Source organism: Brakhagea baltica (assembly GCF_052161605.1).
Classification (GTDB): Bacteria; Planctomycetota; Planctomycetia; order Pirellulales; family Pirellulaceae; genus JBKCUI01.
Genome location: NZ_CP197409.1, coordinates 128,400 through 143,873, shown reverse-complemented (window position 1 = coordinate 143,873; position 15,474 = coordinate 128,400). Strand labels below are relative to the sequence as shown.

At 52.4% G+C, this 15,474-nt stretch carries 17 protein-coding genes; 1 reads left to right on the top strand and 16 read right to left on the bottom strand.

The window, feature by feature from the left end:
• Positions 1-125: 125 nt before the first annotated feature.
• Positions 126-857, top strand: coding sequence for a pyridoxine 5'-phosphate synthase (locus SH449x_RS00580; RefSeq protein WP_482381864.1), 732 nt, complete (start codon positions 126-128; stop codon positions 855-857).
• Here the strand turns inward: SH449x_RS00580 and SH449x_RS00575 are convergent.
• The 16 genes from SH449x_RS00575 to SH449x_RS00500 all read right to left on the bottom strand — a co-directional run bounded on the left by SH449x_RS00575 (position 854) and on the right by SH449x_RS00500 (position 15,300).
• Positions 854-1,909 (bottom strand): helix-turn-helix transcriptional regulator, encoded by a 1,056-nt coding sequence (locus SH449x_RS00575; RefSeq protein ID WP_482379374.1) that lies wholly within the window; start codon positions 1,907-1,909, stop codon positions 854-856. The two genes, SH449x_RS00580 and SH449x_RS00575, sit on opposite strands and share 4 nt — an antisense overlap.
• A gap of 270 nt (positions 1,910-2,179) precedes the next feature.
• A complete protein-coding gene (speA, locus tag SH449x_RS00570; RefSeq protein ID WP_482379373.1) occupies positions 2,180-4,081 on the bottom strand; it encodes a biosynthetic arginine decarboxylase in 1,902 nt (633 codons plus the stop codon).
• 422 nt (positions 4,082-4,503) lie between these two features.
• Entirely contained in the window at positions 4,504-4,968 is a 465-nt protein-coding gene (locus SH449x_RS00565) for a HipA domain-containing protein (protein ID WP_482379372.1), read from the bottom strand.
• A 243-nt stretch (positions 4,969-5,211) separates the two neighbouring features.
• Positions 5,212-6,447, bottom strand: coding sequence for an FtsX-like permease family protein (locus tag SH449x_RS00560; protein ID WP_482379371.1), 1,236 nt, complete (start codon positions 6,445-6,447; stop codon positions 5,212-5,214).
• 6 nt (positions 6,448-6,453) lie between these two features.
• Positions 6,454-7,392, bottom strand: a complete 939-nt coding sequence (locus SH449x_RS00555) for a lactate/malate dehydrogenase family protein (RefSeq protein WP_482379370.1) — start codon at positions 7,390-7,392, stop codon at positions 6,454-6,456.
• A 177-nt stretch (positions 7,393-7,569) separates the two neighbouring features.
• On the bottom strand, positions 7,570-8,517 hold the full coding sequence (locus SH449x_RS00550; RefSeq protein ID WP_482379369.1) for a class II aldolase/adducin family protein: 948 nt from the start codon (positions 8,515-8,517) through the stop codon (positions 7,570-7,572).
• A 20-nt stretch (positions 8,518-8,537) separates the two neighbouring features.
• Positions 8,538-8,816: a EutN/CcmL family microcompartment protein gene (locus SH449x_RS00545; RefSeq protein ID WP_482379368.1), complete on the bottom strand. Its 279-nt coding sequence runs from the start codon at positions 8,814-8,816 to the stop codon at positions 8,538-8,540.
• Positions 8,817-8,829: 13 nt separating this feature from the next.
• Positions 8,830-9,531: a hypothetical protein gene (locus tag SH449x_RS00540; protein WP_482379367.1), complete on the bottom strand. Its 702-nt coding sequence runs from the start codon at positions 9,529-9,531 to the stop codon at positions 8,830-8,832.
• Between the two features lie 122 nt (positions 9,532-9,653).
• On the bottom strand, positions 9,654-9,923 hold the full coding sequence (locus SH449x_RS00535; protein ID WP_482379366.1) for a EutN/CcmL family microcompartment protein: 270 nt from the start codon (positions 9,921-9,923) through the stop codon (positions 9,654-9,656).
• 4 nt (positions 9,924-9,927) lie between these two features.
• Positions 9,928-11,388: an aldehyde dehydrogenase family protein gene (locus SH449x_RS00530; protein ID WP_482379365.1), complete on the bottom strand. Its 1,461-nt coding sequence runs from the start codon at positions 11,386-11,388 to the stop codon at positions 9,928-9,930.
• Positions 11,389-11,390: 2 nt separating this feature from the next.
• Positions 11,391-11,699, bottom strand: coding sequence for a EutN/CcmL family microcompartment protein (locus tag SH449x_RS00525; protein ID WP_482379364.1), 309 nt, complete (start codon positions 11,697-11,699; stop codon positions 11,391-11,393).
• 14 nt (positions 11,700-11,713) lie between these two features.
• On the bottom strand, positions 11,714-12,901 hold the full coding sequence (locus SH449x_RS00520; RefSeq protein WP_482379363.1) for an acetate/propionate family kinase: 1,188 nt from the start codon (positions 12,899-12,901) through the stop codon (positions 11,714-11,716).
• 29 nt (positions 12,902-12,930) lie between these two features.
• Positions 12,931-13,200 carry a BMC domain-containing protein gene (locus SH449x_RS00515; RefSeq protein WP_482379362.1) on the bottom strand — a complete coding sequence of 90 codons (270 nt, stop codon included), beginning with the start codon at positions 13,198-13,200 and terminating at the stop codon, positions 12,931-12,933.
• Between the two features lie 87 nt (positions 13,201-13,287).
• The gene (locus tag SH449x_RS00510) at positions 13,288-13,590 is read right to left on the bottom strand and encodes a BMC domain-containing protein (RefSeq protein WP_482379361.1); all 303 of its coding nucleotides are present in this window, start codon (positions 13,588-13,590) and stop codon (positions 13,288-13,290) included.
• A 145-nt stretch (positions 13,591-13,735) separates the two neighbouring features.
• Complete coding sequence (gene pduL / locus SH449x_RS00505; RefSeq protein WP_482379360.1) at positions 13,736-14,434, bottom strand: phosphate propanoyltransferase; 699 nt, start codon at positions 14,432-14,434, stop codon at positions 13,736-13,738.
• The gene (locus SH449x_RS00500) at positions 14,431-15,300 is read right to left on the bottom strand and encodes a DeoR/GlpR family DNA-binding transcription regulator (RefSeq protein WP_482379359.1); all 870 of its coding nucleotides are present in this window, start codon (positions 15,298-15,300) and stop codon (positions 14,431-14,433) included. Before SH449x_RS00500 ends, pduL begins: the two co-directional genes overlap by 4 nt.
• Positions 15,301-15,474 lie beyond the last annotated feature (174 nt).

Below are 15,474 nucleotides of genomic sequence, written 5' to 3'. Positions count from 1 at the left end.
ATTGGTAAATGCCCATGACTAACGGCAAGGCTACCCCTTTTGACTATTGTCGTTGTTCTATAGAATCCGAGTGGGAGCGTTTAGGTCGCTGCACCACAGATCCGTTTTCCGTTGAGAAATTACGAATGATTGAATTAGGAGTCAACATTGACCATGTCGCTACAATTAGACAAGCCAGACGGACTTATGAGCCCGACCCGGTTTTAGCAGCCAGCTTGGCTGAGCTCGGAGGGGCTGACACGATAACGGTGCACCTGCGTGAGGATCGCCGACACATCCATGACCGCGATGTCCGAATTCTCAAGGATACGGTTCACGTTAAACTGAACTTTGAACTTTCTTGTGCACCCGAGATCGTGGAAATCTGTTGTGAGACCATGCCTGCTCAAGCGACTTTGGTACCAGAGCGTCGAGAGGAAGTCACGACGGAGGGGGGGCTGAATCTGCTCGCGAATTCGACTGCGGTCACAGAAGCTATTTCCAAGCTTAACGATCACGGCATCGAGGTCAGCCTATTCATCGATCCAGATCCAGAGCAGATCGAGCAAGCCCACCGGCTCGGTGTAAAAGCCATCGAGCTGCATACCGGGAAATATGCCTTGACCTCTAAGCAAGAGCAGCGACAAGAGCTCGACCGTTTGACCAACGCAGGCTTGCTGGCGACCGACTTGGGGCTACGTTTGCATGCTGGGCACGGCTTGACCTATCACAATGTGATACCTGTGGCTCAAATCCCACACATGCACGAGCTCAATATTGGTCACAGCATCATCAGTCGTGCCGTTTTCGTAGGGTTGCAAACTGCTGTCTCGGAAATGAAGCAGCTGATTCGTTCTGCAACGATCGGAACGCCTTAGTACATTTTAGCCATGGCGTCTACGATCCGTTTCATTTCGTTGCGTGCGACGTCAGGCTCGAGCAGTTTCGCATCATCCCCAAACTTTAAGACATGGGGAATGATTTCCATAGGCTGGTATGCGGGCACATTTAAAATACAAGTCCCGTCAGCTTGGAAATCGAGTTGTTGCCGCGCGTGCCAAGGATCTTCCTGAATCCAACGAGCTCCATTTTTGGAGAGCCAGATTTTGTAGTTCGCGGGTTCATCACCGCTGAAAATTCCCACGCTTTGCCCCAGGTGCACCTCTAGATCAATCTGTTCGTCAAACTTGTACCAGCGATCGAGTGCGGTAGCTTTGGCAAATCGGTCTAGCTTCCAGTGGCGAAGACGGTCCTCGGGTTCTTTCTCCAAATCCTTACCTTCTTCCATGGCGACCACGTAGATACTACCCTGATACAAAGCCAAGCCGTAAGGTTCTAGGTATCGCGTCGAGAGCGGCTTGTTCGTGGATTCGTATTCCGCTTCGAGAACACGGTGCTGATCGATCGCGCGATTCACCGATTTGAGGATACCCTCTTGTCTCTCATAGGATTTGGCGGGCACGCCCAGCACACGCAAAGTGCGACGATACTTCTGATAGTGATCCCACACCCCGGCAGGCATTTGTTCGCGAAGCTTGCTCCAGAATGCCTCAATGCCTTGCCAAAACGTCGTCCCGACGAGTGGTAATAGCAGATCGCGTCCCATCGATAGCGCTATGAGCTCGCTGGAGGTGATGGTGATTTTGTGCAACCCCTTGTCGACACGGCTCAGTTTCCAAACTCGTCCCGTATCGAGATCTTCGGTTACGATATTCATCCCAGCCGCTTGCAGGGCCTCTAAATCCCGGCGGACGCTTCGGACGTGCAATCCGGTGAGGCCCAACTCCTCAACAACAGTGCTCCTCAGGTCTTCAAGCGTAGCACCATAGCGACGCCTTTCCAGAACCTGGAGAATTTTGTGTTGGCGAATTAGCTGTTCATTTCGTGCCAAGCGATACCCCATCATTCTTTGCGAGAAACCACGAGGCATAGATTCTCATAGAGTTCCGCCAATCGAACAAGTCAAAAAGTAGTGATCTAATTTCACGAGCAGGCCAATGCTTGCATTGTATGCGGAATCAGAGCCTAACGGCGAAAGACGTACGGTTTTGCGAGAAGCACGGTGTCGGGCAATGCGCAGCGAGCCGGGGTCGCCTGCGGCGACGAAAGACAAAGGCACGGTGTGAGGGAGATTACGGGGTAGGCTGATGGGCGGTAGAGGCGCGGGAGCCCTACCGGAGGGCTTGCGCCCGTTCCGCTCCTATTCGAGGTAGGTACTCCATGACGCTGCCTCGGAGTAATCTTGGACCAATGCCTCCGCTTGGCTCTCGCTTAGATTTCCTTTGGTCACTAAACCATTGACCCGTTTCCGGAAATTCGACACCAAAGCCGCCGTCTCATATCTCGCGAATTGCACCATGTCTTGAATTCGGGACCCCGGTACAATCTTGGACAAATGATAACGGCCATCGGATTCCACAAAGACGTGGGCCTCATTCGGGAGTCCGAATAGATTGTGATAGGAGCCCATGACCTCTTGGTACGCTCCCACCAAAAAAATCCCAAGATAGAAATCTTGATCCACCTTCCACTCCGGTAGCTCCAACGTCTCCTTGACATCTTTCAAATCAACGAACTTGTCGATCTTGCCATCCGAGTCGCAAGTCACGTCAACAAGGGTCGCGAAGTCAAGTTTCGATTCGTTGAGTCGATGGATGGGGACAATCGGGAATAATTGCCCAATGGCCCACGAATCGGGTGCGGAACGGAACAAAGAAAAATTGCAAAGATACTTGGCGGCGAGAACTCGCTTTACTTCTTCAAATTCTTCGTTGTGACTGCGGGCTTGCTCCGCTTCCTTGAGAGCTCTCGCGCAGACCTCCCAGTATAGCACCTCCCCCTTGGCACGATCCTCTAACGAGATCAAGCCGAGGTTAAATTGTGTGTGCAACTCGTCCTTGTGCTCCACGGCGTCGTGATAGTACTCGAAGTAATTCTTACCGTTGATCTCATCGCAGAGCCACTTTAGCTCCGTGATCACTTGCGGATCATCCTCGTCGATCTCTACCTCGGGTTCGTCATCAGCGAAGGTTTCAATTTCTTCGCGAATCGAAACGACCAGAATGCTGTGGTAAGCGGTCATCATCCGTCCACTTTCCGTCACCAAATTAGGATGAGGGACGTTCTCCTCATCGCAAACCGTTTTGATGGAATACACGACGTCGTTTGCGAACTCTTGTACGGTATAATTCATGGACGATTCGAAGCGAGTTTTCGATCCGTCATAGTCCACTCCGAGGCCACCACCGATGTCCAAGAACTCGATCTTGGCCCCCTGCTGATAGATTTTCGAATAGACCCGGGCCGCTTCCTTCATCGCGTTCTTCACACGTTTGATGTCCGTGATCTGAGAGCCAATATGGAAGTGTAACAGCTTGAGCTTGTCAAAATAGGCCGATTCTCGCAGCAATTTCAAGCACTTCACAATCTCCGAGGATGTAAGCCCGAACTTGGCCGAGTCCCCTCCCGAGCTAGCCCACTTGCCCGATCCGCGTGTATACAGTTTCGCTCGCAATCCGATCCCGGGGCAGATTCCGGTCGTCTCTGCAACGCGGAGCAGCATTCGCAGTTCGTTCAGTTTCTCGACGACGATGACCACGTCCTTACCCGACCGCAAGGCGAGGCAGGCCAATCGACAAAACGACTCATCTTTGAAGCCGTTACAGATGAGGAGCGTGCCTGGATCCTGATCCTGGGAAACGGCCGCAAACAATTCCGCCTTGGATCCGCATTCTAGCCCCAACCGCAAGCGACCACTTTCCTTGAGAAACTCCTCGACAACCTCTCGTCGCGGATTCACCTTCATTGGAAACACCGGGTAGTGGGACGCTTCGTAATCGAACAGCTTGATCGATTCTTTGTAAGCGTTTGAGAGTGTACGCAGTTGGTTGGTCAGGATTTGGGGGAATCGAACTAGCAGGGGCAAGCTCAGCTTCTTATCTTTGACCAAATGATCGACGACGTTTTTTAGGTCGACCGAACGAGGGTCGTTTTGACTAGGGCGAACGACAATGTTGCCATGGGAATTTATGTCGAAGTAGCCGTTTGACCAGTTCTCGATCCCGTAGATGGATTGGATCTTGTGCAAAGCGGCTTCGTTCATTCTGTTTTTCCTACGGCAAGTGAATAGAGATGCAATCCATCCTAGATAGGGTGAATTCTAATGAACTATGCTGTGGAATCTAGGACAGATGGCTGGATTCGATAGGGTTAGTTGTTCCACAGGTTGCCATCGGGCGAGGTCATTTTTTACGTGACGGTGCGAGCTTCACGGTATTGTTAGCGTAAGGGCACCGCCCAATGGCACTTACTTTGTTGTTGAATCTGGTATTTCATTGGATTTTCGTGCCTCTTTGCGTTTCTGGAAGGGTGTCTCGTTTTAGGACGCCTACGATTGGCTTCGCTACGTGAAGCAATACTGTCCATTCCTGTAGTTCCGTTCTGGTAGTTCTTCCTCTGCCGATCGTCTTTTAAGAAACGTGCCATGATCACGTCGGCGCAAACCGCTCCTACCGCTGCTGTCCCTTATAGCAACAGGCTTTTCTTAATGGCACTGGTTGAGGTCTTTGACAATCCTGCCTGATCAGCAAAGTCTGACCATTTGGATACGCTACCTCGAACCCTCTCGATGACTTCCTTTACCTCACGGTTTTTTATACCAAACTTCAGACCAAGCTCGAGAAGATGGCCTGGACCGGGGGCGACCCCTTCTCCCTGTATGGTTGTGCAATGCTCGCCTCCAGGACCACTTGAGAAGGTCAGATCGTAGGCAGGCGACAGACGCCATTTGCCATTCGCATCCATTAGGAAAGCAAAGTTCTTTGCATGGTCATCACGGTTTCTTGCGAGTACATTAAAACAAGCTAGGTGAAAGGCTTTCTTGTCCAGCTTGAGCAATTCATCAAGACTTACGGTTTCGGGTTGCTTAGCTTGGAACAAACATTCGAAATCGGCAATCGAGTTGAGAGGAATCGCAAGCTTGATAAGCACTCAAGCGAAATCTTGCCGGTGCTCTGAAAGAGGCGAATGACAGAAATGCTGACTCCGGAACGATTCGAAAGACCCGCTCGCGAAAGGTTTTTTGCTAATCGTAACTCGCGGCAGCGATGCCCTAGTTCCTGCATTATCTCGGTGATAGTCTTTTGCATAAGTGACAAAGCGCCTCTGCGTTTAGGGTCTTATAGGGCAGAAAAATCGAACGCAGAAAAATGTACGAAGATAGAGGATACTCGCTTACAGGAAGTAGCGAATGAAGAAATCGGAATAGCGCGAGGCTAGGGTTGCTATGGCGAGTCCTAATAGGGATCCCATTACTAAGACTATGACTAGCTCGCATGAGATGACTTTGAAGATCGTGCCGCGACTGCAACCGATTAAAACCATGGTTCGTATCTCGCCTCGCCTGAGCTTAATGGATAACGATAAAACCATCGCGATGAGAAGGATCGTCGCAGCAGTCAAAACGAGCGTGCCGACATAAAAAAGTACTCGAACCTTGCCAACTAAATCGAGAAGCTCCCCAATCACTTCAACCGGGCGAATGATCTGATGCTTCTCGTCCGGTGCAAAGTACTTGCCCAACAGCATCGTTTCCGATTTCTCCGAGTCGGGCAACGCGATAATTGCCGTTAACGGAAAGTCACTTCGCTTCCCATGAAAGTGAAATGAGGCGGCATTCTCGTCGGTGACTTCGTTGTAAGCTGACAAGTTCTCTTTGCCAGCCGCATGCGCATGATCGCCATCAACGTCAAGCTCGCCGTTCTTATCATCGTTTTCACTATTAACTTTATCGGCTACATCGGAAGTGGTGTTGTTTGACGAGCTCGTCGTCTTCTTCATCGAATGACCGTGCCCGATGCCTTGCATGATCCACGTCGTCTTTAAATCGCAAAAGATGATTTCGTCGTCCGCCGTACCCGTGGGCTTTAAAATACCTGTGATCCGCATATTGAGCGGAGAGGGGCCCGAGAGATCGAACAAGTTTTCGGATTCAGAAAGTAGCTTGTCGCCAGGCTTCAATCCCAGCGAGTCCGCAACTTTGGAACCGAGTATGCAATCGCCTAAACGCGTCCATCTCCCCCCCTCGGAGAATTCGAGATTGCGGTAAGAAAGATAAACATTCGTCGTGCCGACTACGGGAAAGCCACCCGCTTTGAACTTCACAAATAGGGGAATGGCATCACCCAATCCGAAGTCGAGAATTCGAAACCATTCCGCTTGGCGAATGATCTCCGGAGACTCACCACGAAAGTACAACCCATGAATGGCGAGCCCGAATCGACTCCCCTTGGCTCCGACCAGAACGGGTGTTTGGGACGCTCGCTCGACCGCTTGCTTCTCGAATCCTGCTGTCACCCATCGCGCCGCGAGAGGCAAGCTCACGGTGATGGCGATGGCCGCTACTAGTATCGCAGTGCGACCGCGATAGTAAGATAGATATCTCCAAGCTAGCAGCAGGATGTTTTGCATCGCCCTTTAGCCAATGCGTTTGAGAACGGTTTCCAAGGTTGGCTTGATGGCTGCCGCACTCGCTTTGAGTCCTTGCAATTCTTTTGGCCAAAGATCGACCTCCACTCGTTGCTTGGCACCCGTTCGACCAACCACGGTCGGAACGGATATCGCAACGTGGTCGATGCCGTAGCATTGGCCATCTTGTACGGTGCTGACTGGCATCAAGCGATTTTGATCCAAGGCAATCGCATGAATGACGTCACGAATCGCAATGCCGACTGCGAAACCTGCACCACCCTTCTTCGACAAGCACTCGGCACCGGAGTTCTTCGTCCGTGTGAAAATCTTTTCCGCCAACGCGGTTCCCCAACCGGGATATTTCTCTAACGACAACGAACCAACGGCTGCACTGGACCAAATGGGTACCATGCTGTCACCATGCTCGCCAAGGATCAGTCCCTTGGTTTGCGTCGGTGCGGTGCCAATTGCATCGGCAATCAATGAACAAAAGCGAATGGTGTCTAGCTGAGTGCCAAGCCCGATAACATGTGTGGCTGGCAGCCCCAGTTTCTTCGCAGCGACATAGGTAAGGATATCGACCGGGTTAGAAACGACAACGCAGATGGCTCCTGGCTTGGTACCCACCTTTTTGATTTCATCGAGAATGCCAACGAACAAATCGGTGTTTCGGTTGATCAGATCCAATCGCGATTCATCCGGCTTGCGACGCAATCCGGCCGTTATGCAAATGACGTCCGAATCGGCCACTTGTTCATAGCCTCCCGAGGTCATGAGTTGATCGGCAACGCTGGGTGTTCCGTGCATTAGATCGAGCGCGTGACCTGCTGCTAGATTCGCGTTGATGTCTAACAAGGTGACTTCGCGAACGACGCCGCCACATTGCAATGCGAATGCCGCACACGATCCCACCAATCCGCCGCCACCGATGATGCTTACTTTCATTTGAATGACCAGAATTTGTAAGGAGTAAGGAGTAAGGTTTAAGGTGTAAGCCTCTGAATAGGAAGACTTATAAATTTACCCTCCCTCTGGGAGGGTCGAGCGTAGCTCGGGGAGGGCAGAATCACCGGTAATCATTTCTACCGATCATTCCCTCATCTGCCAAGCGAACGAAAATTCCTACTTGGTCGCGACCGATTGGGATTCGGTGAGCTGCTTGACGACTTGCGCGGTGATTAATTTGACCAACGCTTCATGGTCCATTCCGGCCATTACTCCCGCTGATGCGGCGGCTGGTGCTGTGCTGTTGTCTGCCTTAAGCACTGGTGCAGCGGCGAGGTTGGCACTGGCTGGTTTGGATGCAACTGGCATTGCAGGTGGCGGTGCAAAGGCTCTGCGTTGCACGCCCGAATCTTTCCACGAATCGCGGAAAATGTCGTTCGCACAAATGTCGCAATTCTCATACTCTTTTGTATTGCGTGGATCTGCCCAACCCCACTTCTGCTTGAGATCGAGCAATTCCTTTTCTTCTCTTTGATCAAAGTACGAAACGTTACCCAACTGTTTCGCCAGCATCAGAATACGGCAATACGCATCGAGAATCTCCGTCCACCAATACGCTTGCTCCACATCTACGCCGTAGCTGACCGTACCATGGTTCGCCAGCACGATGATGTTCGTCTTCGAAACGAAGGGCAGAATGGTATCGGCAAACGCTTGTCCGCCTGGCGTCTCATACTTGGTAATCGGCACGTCACCAATGAATACTTCGACCTCAGGCAATACGCACTGCGGGATCGGCTCGCGAGCAACAGCAAACGCGGTCGCATGCGGTGGATGGCAATGCACAACGCTCTTGATGTCGGGACGTTGCTTGTAAATCTCCAAGTGCAAGAGGGCTTCACTCGATCGCTTCTTCACACCCGAGATCTGCTTGCCGGTCATGTCGATGGTGGAAATGTCCTCGGGCTTGAGGAACCCCTTGCTGTGCATCGTCGGGGTGCAAAGCACTTCGTTATCGCTGATTCGAACGGTTATGTTACCATCGTTGGCAGCGGCGAAACCTTTGTTATAAAGGCGACGCCCGATTTCACAGATGTCTTGCTTGATCTTGTGTGCGTTTACCATAGAAGTACTGCTCTCAAAGATTAGTGTAAGTTGATTTCGTCAATGATCGCTGCGTTGTAAGCATCGACCGGTTTTTGTTCAGGTTTAAAGGCTTGGGCTGCTTCTGCTCCATCGCTGACAGCAATAATGGAACCGTCGGCTGCACCTAACTCGTCCCAGACTATCACCAAGTCGGGATCGTTCACGGTACGGCCTAGTAACGTGTCACCAAAGGGAACTGTGGCCTTCAGGCTGGAGCCACGAAAGCTCGGGTGAGCTCGACTCAAGGTGACGTTACCGATGACTTTGTATAATTGCATGGCTTATTGTCCCCTAAGAGTTTCGCTTGAGGTGTTCGAAAAGGAAACGTGCTGCATTGCATGCCGAAGCGACATTCCAACGATCCGCTCCGAGGATGAGCAAATTGGCGGGGACTTCTTTTAAAGCACTTGTTAATTCCGACCATTGTCCTACCACAACAGGGCGAAGCTTTTCGTCCCGTGCGGCTTGCCAACTCACTGCGAACGGTGATTTTGCAATCAAGACACCTGCCTGATGACCGTCCCTCAAGCCGTTGGTGATCTGGTGCAAGGCGGATGTATCATCTGCACAGGTCTCCAAGACTTTGGATTGCCGGGAGCATAGCTGCTTCGAGATTGCGGCCAGCATGTTGTGGGAGCCAGCTACGATGAGGCGTTGAGGTTTCTTGGGTGGTGTCGAGACTGTTTCAGTGGATGAGCCGGAAGCCGGTGTCGGGGTAGCGAGAGACACTTCCCCTCGCACAATCGTTACCTTGGCTTCACGACAAAGGTCTCGAACCGCCGGGGTGATAACCGCTTTCTCAGGAACCCTTAAAATCTGCTGGCCCTGCAACCGTCCCGTAACGTCTCGCGAGCTAATCATGGTACCGGTTAGTACGAGCTCGTTCGAAGCTGGCGTCTCTTCAGAACCATTCGCAACAGACAAATCGCTAGCCATCAAAGTGCCGAGCACTTTGCGAACGATGGCTTCGATTTCCGCTGCAGAAGGGGACATGGTGTAAGGTGTAAGGTGTAAGGTGTAAGGTGTAAGGTGTAAGGTGTAAGGTGTAAGGTGTAAGGTCTAAGGTCTAAGGGGTAAGGGGTAAGGGGTAAGGGGTAAGGGGTAAGGGGTAAGGACTAAGGACTAAGGTCATCAATGAGTCCGAGGACGGCCCAGCGTATGGGACTGTTTTCGACGCCAAACATGTCTCGTACGGCGCTTCCGTCGCTCGTCAACATGACTGTTTCTCCAGCACCTGCACCGAAGCGATCGACTGCAATCAGTGGCGGTCCATCAGGCTTGACGCCATCGGCAGCGTAGGGCTGGCAAACGAGTAACTTTAAACTGTCGAGCGTCTTATGCTTGACCGTCGAAGTTGCATTTCCGAGAACCTTGGCTGATTGCATGATATTACCGTGGAGGGTTTCCCAGGATGAATAAATCATCGATCAGTGAACACCGTCGCTCTCGTGTGAAGGTGAGTGGTGTTGTTACCCCTTCGCCGGTCGGCCCAGCGATCGAAAAGGATAGGTAACCTTCCCCTCCGAGCCCGAGCGCCGCCATGCATGGGCCATTCTTCACGAACAAGGTCGTATCCATGGCTCGAGCCATTTTGGTCATGTTGCGAACGTTGCGGGAATGGATAATGCTGGTGTGGCGATAGCCATGTTCGGATTCTTGGGCCATCGCAACCGCTTCGTCGAAATCGCGGCAACGAACGAAAGGTAAGAACGGCATCATCTGCTCTGTTTGAACAAAAGGATGCTCAAAGGTGGTTTCTCCGAATACGACTAGAACGTCATTGCTGACCTGTTTTCCAGCGGCTGCGGCTAGCTTCGGTGCATCCTGGCCCAACAGCTCTTTGCGAGCAGCATAATGGGCATCGGCCCCTTCGCCGACTACTTGAAGGGCAGCTTGGGTCAATCGATCTACTTCCGCTGCATTGAGCCTCGCAGCTCCAGCACGCTCCATAGCTGCCATCATGGCATCGAAAACGGAACTCACCACGAAGACTTGTTTCTCGGCAATGCAGAGGAGATTATTGTCAAAGGAGGCCCCGTCGATAATGCAACGCGCAGCGTGATCCAGATCCGCTGTCTCATCGACTACGACAGGTGGGTTGCCTGGTCCCGCGACCACTGCACGCTTGCCACTGTTGAGGGCTGCTCGGGCCACAGCGGGGCCACCGGTGACGCAGATCAACGCGACTTGTCGGTGCTTAAAGAGCTGTTGAGCGGTCTCTAGAGTGGGTTCGCAGATTAACGAGATGAGATTGTCAATTCCCAAGTCGGCGTAGATGGCTTGATTGAAGCGTTTGACCCCTTCGGCAGCCACACGACGACCGCTCGGGTGCGGATTAACAACGACCGCGTTGCCGGAGGCGATCATACTGACAGCGTTACCGGTGATAGTCGGCAGGGAGTGAGTTACAGGAGTAATCGCACCGATCACGCCAAAGGGTGCGTGCTCGATCACTGCCAATCCGTGGTCCCCACTGAAGCATTCCGTTTTTAGAAACTCGACCCCGGGTGTCTTTTCTCCGAGCGTTTTGAGCTTGGCGATCTTATGTTCCAAGCGACCGATCTTGGTTTCGTTCATCTCCATCGTGCCCAGTTCGACACAATTCTCGATCGAGATGCGTCGAATGTGTTCGATGATCCGGCGACGGTGTTCGATCGGGCGATTGCGAAGCTCTTCAAACGCCGCGCGAGCTGCCTTGACAGCTTGATCGACATCAGTGAAAAGCCCGAATCGTCCATACTCCCCGGTCGGCGAGTTGCTACTCGCTGTGGTCGAACCGGTGGATTGAGATCTTACTTGACTGATGACTTGTTCCACCACGGAGCGTATCAGTGACTCGGTAATTTGCATGGTTATTGTCGTTTGTAAACGCTATTCTTTTCGATGTGTACGGTGTCGACGATGCCAATGATGACACAGTCGATCGGTAATTTGTTGGTCTCTGGTGTAAATCGAGCGCTGCTGCCTTGGGTAATGAGGACCATGTCCCCGACCCCGGCACCGAGCGTATCCACAGCGATAAAGGTTCGCCCCGTGGTGATTAATTCCGAACGATTGTTAGGTTCCAAGCGGAATGGTTCGACGACGAGCAATTTCTGCCCGACCATCGTGTCCACTTTTTGGGTGGCGACCACCGCTCCTGTTACTTTCGCAACGAACATGTTCCGAACTCTCTTTACTCTTTAAGGATGGCCGCAACCGTCTGACGGGCTACGACAATCTCTTCGTTTGTAGGAATGATCCATAGCTCCACACGACCTGTTCCGTCGTCGATTCTGCTTTCGCTGGAACCCGATTGGTTTTTGTCCTGGCAAAGCGAAATCCCGAGATCCTGAAGCCCTTCGCAAATCAAGCTTCGAATCCGTTTGCCGTTTTCTCCGATTCCGCCGGTGAACACGATCGCGTCGAGGCCACCCATCGCCATCAACATGCCACCCATTTGACGACGAACTTCTGCGACGTAGACATCGAGCGCCAGTTTTGCATCTGCGTTTCCGGCATCGGCTGCACTCTCGATATCGCGAATATCACCGGAGAGGCCGCCGGATAATCCCAACAATCCTGCCTTGGTGGATAGTTCTTGCAAAAGCTCGGTCAGCGATAAACCCGAATGTTCCATCATGAGCGGTAACGCGAATGGATCGAGATCTCCGATTCGATTGTTCTGCGGAAGCCCCGATTGTGGACTCATTCCCATGGTTGTTGCCACGCTCTGGCCTGCTTTGATGGCACAAAGAGACGAGCTGCCACCCAAATGACAGGAAATGACTCTCGCGTCCGATCGACCCATCAGTTCGCTGCTGCGGCCCGCGATGTATCGATGCGATGCACCGTGGAACCCCCATTTGCGAATCGGTAACGCATTGGCCAAGTTTGTCGGCAATGCGTATCGTTTCCAAGCCTCAGGGATGGTCTGATGAAAATCGGTTTCAAAGGCCGCAACCAATGGAATGCGGGACATCGAAGCCAACTGTTTCATGGCAGCCATGTAAGGCGGATTGTGGGCAGGAGCGACCGAGTTCATCTCGTCCATGGCCTCGAGTACCGACTCATCGATCCGATGAACACCTGAGATTCGTCCACCATGCACGGCTTTAAAACCGATAGCGCTAATCTCCGATGCATCTCGAATGCAACCGTGGTCGGGATCGGTGAGTTGCGAAATACACGCATCCACGGCGACTCCGTGATTAGGGACGCTGAGGGCCATTTCTGACTTGTGCGATCCAATCTCCACGAAACATCGACTCTCCGGTGCACCGATCCGTTCGACACCGCCCCGAGCGAGCTGTTGCTCATTGGTCATGTCGTACAGTCGATACTTGAAGCTGGTCGAACCCAAGTTGGAAACGAGAACCTTCATGGTTATTCCTACAATCCTTTTCTGGGAGACTACTTGAAGAACGCCGTCACAAGACCTTCGGCTGGTCGAGGGATGATGTGGCTGCTAACCAATTCACCCACTTGTGATGCCGCTGCGGCACCTGCTTCGACGGCGGCGCGAACGCTGCCAACATCGCCGCTGACAACGGTTGTTACGTAAGCGCCACCGATATCGACTCGTTTTACGATTTCGACGTTAGCTGCTTTGGCCATGGCATCTGTGGCTTCGATCAAAGCGAGAAGCCCCTTGGTTTCAATCAATCCAATTGCGTTTTGCATAGTTGCTTAATCTTTTATATTAATTTGACGAACGGTGAGGAATTGGTCCGCGATGTTCAAGTCTCGGGACCGGTCCAGCGAAGAGCGTTACTCAGCGCCCGACGATGGTGCGTTAACTTTTAATACCTTTGGCAAATCGTCGTGAGGACGCGCGATAACTTGCACGCTCAAGACTTGTCCGACGCGTGCTGCGGCGGCCGCCCCCGCATCGGTGGCTGCTTTAACAGCAGCAACGTCACCCGACACAAACGCCGAGACCAAGCCGCTGCCGACTTTGTCCCAACCGAGGAACTTGACGTTCGCAGCCTTCATCATCGCGTCTGTTGCTTCTACCAAGGCGGTAAAGCCCTTGGTCTCAATCATTCCGAGGGCTTCATTAACTTTGGCCATTCGAATTCTCCAAAAAGTGGTACTTGAAAAAAATTTTACTACTCAGCGTTGTCGCGTGAGCGCGTCCCGGAGGTCGCTCTCCGCGCCAACGCAGGGTATGTTCCTGCGTTACCGCCGCGCGGCTATGGCATTGGTGGTTGTCCCATCAATGATCATGGCATTTGCACGGCGTTTGTTTCTTGAGTTCAACGGAAATCGCATGGTCCAGGTCGCAAGCGTTTCCTTCGTCAGTGTCGATGTGAACCTCTAGTTTGGCCGCCTTGTCTTCTCGAACCAGAAGGTCTTCGAAGACGACTGAACAAGCTGGCGATTTCACCACAAGAGACATCAAGTCTCCGTTTTTGACACCGTAGTGAGCACAATCCTTGGGTCCCATGTGAACGTGTCTCGCGGCTCGGATGACCCCTTCGGCAAGCTCGACCGCACCGGCTGGGCCGATGAGCACACAACCTGGAGTGCCTTTGATATCACCGCTGTGACGAACGGGAGCGTCAATGCCGAGCGAGATCGCGTCGGTGTAGGCCAGTTCGACCTGGCTGGCTTTTCGTGTTGGTCCGAGGACACGTACATTAGGTAGCATGCGGCGACGAGGCCCAACGATCATGACTTGTTCGGCGGCGGCATAGAAGCCGTCTTGATAGAGATCTTTTTCCGGGGTTAGCTTTTTGCCTTTGCCGAAAAGCTTCTCAACGTGCTCGTCCGTTAAGTGAACGTGGCGAGCGGAGATGCTCACGACCAAGTTCGGTTTGGCGGGATCTGGCATGGCATGTCCGCTAACGATTCGGGAGACAGTCGCCCGAACGATGGCTTCGATTTGTGCCGAGTCAATGGAACTGGAGCTCATGATAAAGAACTCGTGGGTAAAGTGTTGTTTGGTGTTAGGACGTTATTGGGTAGGGAGGACGTGGCGTGATAGTCGGAGGGCATGGAACTGGGAGCGGCAACTTTTAAAATGACTTGAGTCTGTTCTGCGACATTTGCCCAGTGCGAGTCCAATTGGTCGTCAGAAACAAGCATATGCACCCGAGTCCAATCGCAGAGCATAGCTAGGCTGGAGCGTCCAAATTTGCTGCTATCGGCAACGACGATCGTTCGGTCGGCACATTGCATCATCGTTCGTTCCGTTTCCACTAGCAGTCCATTGCTGTTGTAGAAACCACGCTCGTTGACCCCTGCCACGCTTAGAAAGGCCTTTTGAACGTTGAGCGACCGTAGCATCTCGTTGGCATAATTGCCGAGCGTGACACCGGTCTTGTGGTGAAGGAATCCACCAAGGAAGACCAGGTCCACCATATCGTTAGATGCGAACAAGTTCGCGACAGGTAGGGAATTGGTCACGATCTGGAGAGGCCGGCCGACGAGTTGTCGGGCCAATTCGTAGGTGGTGCTACCTCCGTCGAGCAAAATGGTCTCGTGGTCTTCGATTTGATCGGCAGCTAGGATCGCAACAGCACGTTTTAGATCCCAGTTCCCTTTGCGAGAGCCGAACTGTTTGACGGAACTGCTAGGTCCGGTCGAGAAGACGCCACCATGGGTTCGCTTGGCTTCACCTGATTCCTCCAGGAATTCGAGATCTCGGCGAATGGTCGATTCGCTCACCTCCAGAACATCCCGCAGGTCCAAAATGGACACGAAGCCGTGCTGGCGAAGCATCTCGAGGATCTTCTCCCGGCGGCTGAGGGTTGGATTAAGGTGAGAGGAAGTTGTCATCCGAAAACGGATTTCTTTCGCGGTGCAGCACTAAGCAATCGGACTATGTGCAAGTATTCATGCCGGTTTGCAAGAATGCAAGCATCGAGAGCCTTTAGCGTGAGCGAATTCTGTCAAAACAAGAAAGAAAACGAGCGAGCCGGTTAGGAAGATGCATTTGCCCATAAGCTTTAC

Excerpts from the sequence above, each read along its gene's own strand:
- SH449x_RS00530 (WP_482379365.1), bottom strand. The coding sequence starts at position 11,388 with ATGCAAATTACCGAGTCACTGATACGCTCCGTGGTGGAACAAGTCATC.
- SH449x_RS00575 (WP_482379374.1), bottom strand. The coding sequence starts at position 1,909 with ATGCCTCGTGGTTTCTCGCAAAGAATGATGGGGTATCGCTTGGCACGA.
- SH449x_RS00520 (WP_482379363.1), bottom strand. The coding sequence starts at position 12,901 with ATGAAGGTTCTCGTTTCCAACTTGGGTTCGACCAGCTTCAAGTATCGA.
- SH449x_RS00580 (WP_482381864.1), top strand. The coding sequence starts at position 126 with ATGATTGAATTAGGAGTCAACATTGACCATGTCGCTACAATTAGACAA.
- SH449x_RS00550 (WP_482379369.1), bottom strand. The coding sequence starts at position 8,517 with ATGGTAAACGCACACAAGATCAAGCAAGACATCTGTGAAATCGGGCGT.
- SH449x_RS00515 (WP_482379362.1), bottom strand. The coding sequence starts at position 13,200 with ATGCAAAACGCAATTGGATTGATTGAAACCAAGGGGCTTCTCGCTTTG.
- SH449x_RS00535 (WP_482379366.1), bottom strand. The coding sequence starts at position 9,923 with ATGCAATCAGCCAAGGTTCTCGGAAATGCAACTTCGACGGTCAAGCAT.
- pduL (WP_482379360.1), bottom strand. The coding sequence starts at position 14,434 with ATGAGCTCCAGTTCCATTGACTCGGCACAAATCGAAGCCATCGTTCGG.
- SH449x_RS00525 (WP_482379364.1), bottom strand. The coding sequence starts at position 11,699 with ATGTTCGTTGCGAAAGTAACAGGAGCGGTGGTCGCCACCCAAAAAGTG.
- SH449x_RS00510 (WP_482379361.1), bottom strand. The coding sequence starts at position 13,590 with ATGGCCAAAGTTAATGAAGCCCTCGGAATGATTGAGACCAAGGGCTTT.
- SH449x_RS00500 (WP_482379359.1), bottom strand. The coding sequence starts at position 15,300 with ATGACAACTTCCTCTCACCTTAATCCAACCCTCAGCCGCCGGGAGAAG.
- SH449x_RS00560 (WP_482379371.1), bottom strand. The coding sequence starts at position 6,447 with ATGCAAAACATCCTGCTGCTAGCTTGGAGATATCTATCTTACTATCGC.
- SH449x_RS00545 (WP_482379368.1), bottom strand. The coding sequence starts at position 8,816 with ATGCAATTATACAAAGTCATCGGTAACGTCACCTTGAGTCGAGCTCAC.
- SH449x_RS00555 (WP_482379370.1), bottom strand. The coding sequence starts at position 7,392 with ATGAAAGTAAGCATCATCGGTGGCGGCGGATTGGTGGGATCGTGTGCG.
- speA (WP_482379373.1), bottom strand. The coding sequence starts at position 4,081 with ATGAACGAAGCCGCTTTGCACAAGATCCAATCCATCTACGGGATCGAG.
- SH449x_RS00540 (WP_482379367.1), bottom strand. The coding sequence starts at position 9,531 with ATGTCCCCTTCTGCAGCGGAAATCGAAGCCATCGTTCGCAAAGTGCTC.